The organism is Salibacterium qingdaonense, assembly GCF_900114715.1.
Lineage (GTDB): Bacteria > Bacillota > Bacilli > Bacillales > Marinococcaceae > Salibacterium > Salibacterium qingdaonense.
In genome coordinates this window covers 1-2,409 of sequence record NZ_FOTY01000064.1, presented here as the reverse complement: position 1 = coordinate 2,409, position 2,409 = coordinate 1, and the positions used below count along the sequence as shown (strand labels likewise).

The 2,409-nt window shown below is 39.8% G+C and carries 2 pseudogenes; both read left to right on the top strand.

Annotation, left to right across the window (positions count from 1 at the left end):
• Positions 1 to 106: 106 nt before the first annotated feature.
• Positions 107 to 1,339, top strand: a pseudogene (locus tag BM058_RS17920) (ISL3 family transposase); the annotation flags it as partial.
• Between the two features lie 508 nt (positions 1,340 to 1,847).
• Positions 1,848 to 2,321, top strand: a pseudogene (locus tag BM058_RS17915) (transposase family protein); the annotation flags it as partial.
• Positions 2,322 to 2,409 lie beyond the last annotated feature (88 nt).

Below are 2,409 nucleotides of genomic sequence, written 5' to 3'. Positions count from 1 at the left end.
ATTTATCTTCAACGTATACCTGAAATAAAAAACGAGTTATAGATATAGAACGGAACCTCACTCAAACAATAACCCTCTTTATCACGGATTCAGGTCTCCTTCGTACTGTCCAAAATGTGGAACCGTTGCAAACTTATATAAACATGGTAAGAAACAACAGCTATTTTTTGACCTGCCAATGCACGCAAAACGTGTCGGTATCTATGTCAATCGCCAACGATATAAATGTAGGGAATGTAATGAAACATTTTTTGAAAATCTACCAGATATGGATGTTAATCGATCTGTTACTAATAGGCTAATTAATTGGATTCAAGAAGCAAGTCTTGAAAAAACGTTTACCAGTATTGCAGAAGAGATTGGTGTTGACGAAAAGACTGTACGAAACATCTTTAATGACTACGTTACTGAACTTGAAACTAAAACTGATTTTAGAACTCCTAAATGGCTTGGGATTGATGAAGTCCATTTGCTTAAAAACTATCGTTGTGTCATCACAGATGTTGAAAACAAGTCAGTAATTGATATCTTACGAAAACGTAATAAGGATACTGTTGTCAGTTATCTTTCAAAGCTCCAAGACATTGATAAAATTGAACTTGTAGCAATGGATATGTGGAGACCTTACAAAGATGCAGTTAACATGGTAATTCCACACGCCAAAATAGTTATCGACAAGTTTCACGTTGTTAAATTAGCAAATGAAGCCTTAGAGAAGATACGAAAGGCTAATCGTCAAAGTGTATCAGCCAAAGAACGTAGGCAACTTATGAGAGACCGTTATGTGCTTCTGACAAGGCGTAAAGACCTCAACGACTTTGATGACCAAATAAAACTACAAGTATGGACTGATATGTTCCCATTGCTTGGTCATGCCTATGAACTCAAAGAGCAGTTCTTTGATATTTATGAAGCTAAAACAGTCGATGAAGCATATAAACTCTATCAAGAATGGCTTTCAAATGTACCTAAAGAGTTAATGACCTACTTCGGGGATCTCATTAAGGCTATGACCAATTGGGAAGAAGAGATATTCAACTATTTCACTTCACCTATCACAAACGCCTATACAGAGTCCTTGAATCGCTTAATTAAGACGATAAATCATATTGGTCGTGGTTACTCTTTTGAAGCCCTCAGAGCGAAGATTTTGTTTACACAAGGCTATCGTAAAGTTAAAAGGAAAAAGAAATTCAAAGAAGTTGAAGTTACTTTCGGAAAAATGTTGCCTGATAAAATGCCGAATTGGTTAAAACCAGAATATGAATGGGTGTATGAAGACATCTATGGTGCTGACTTTTCCACACTGATCAAGGCTATGGATGAGGGTTCTTTTTAACCCTCTTTCCACGCTATTTTCCGATTACCCAAATAATCATGATAATTGAATGCCATGTAGAAAGGGCATTTAATTCCCAGATCTACGCCCATGACCCGTTCCCTTTGAACTTGCGTTTGGGAAGCATCGAATTTATACGGCAAGTTCAAAAACCACTTCTTTCCCTTTTTGACGATTTGAGAGGCCGTATGCTGGTATTCTCCTTGAACCAGTCGTTTTAATATCGTTTTTTTGCTGTTATCGCCGGAATGAAGAAGAACACGAAACTGACCGGATTTCCTTCACATCTGACTTCCATTTGTCTACGGCTCGTTTAACAGTCTTAGAATGATTTCTGCTTTGGAGGTAATAAAACTGACCTTTGAGTTGATCACAAGCGTACCCATGCATGTTCGAGGGCTCTACAATATATGTTGGGGTTTTAAAACAAATTCGTGTATAAAAAATACGCAAGCTCCTTTATCCTTTATACTTGAATTGTCGAGAAACAAGAAAGGATAGGAGTTGCGTGTCTATGCATTTTACCATGAATTTTCCCGGTTTAGAAGAACTAAAGGTTAAGAAGACGGAGACGGTGGGGGATTCGTTCCATCTCCAAGTGGAGATGGAACGAAAAGCGCACAGATGCCCGAGTTGTGAGGAAAGAACCAACCAAATTCACGATTATCGTACCCAAAAGATTCAGCACCTGAAAATCTTTGAACGAACATCGTATTTATTTTACCGGAGGCGGCGCTATGCCTGCCCCTGCGGGAAGAAATTCCCGGAAAAGGCCCGTTTTGTTGAACGTTATCAACGTCACACCGCGGAATGGAATCAAGCTTTAGGGCTTCGAACCATTCAGGGAAAGAACTTTAGATACGGCGGGTCAGTTCCATACATCCCCTTCGACAGCCATGAGGCGGTTTGACCGTCTGGCGGCGCCCATGATTCAGGAGGTGAAGGAGCTGCCGGAGGTCATTCCATCGATGAATATAAAGGAGCATTCCTGTTAGGGGAAAATGTGGGTTTTGAACAAAAAAGAGCCCCCTTGGTATAGTACGGAGTGTCCGATGAAAAATCATCGGCCT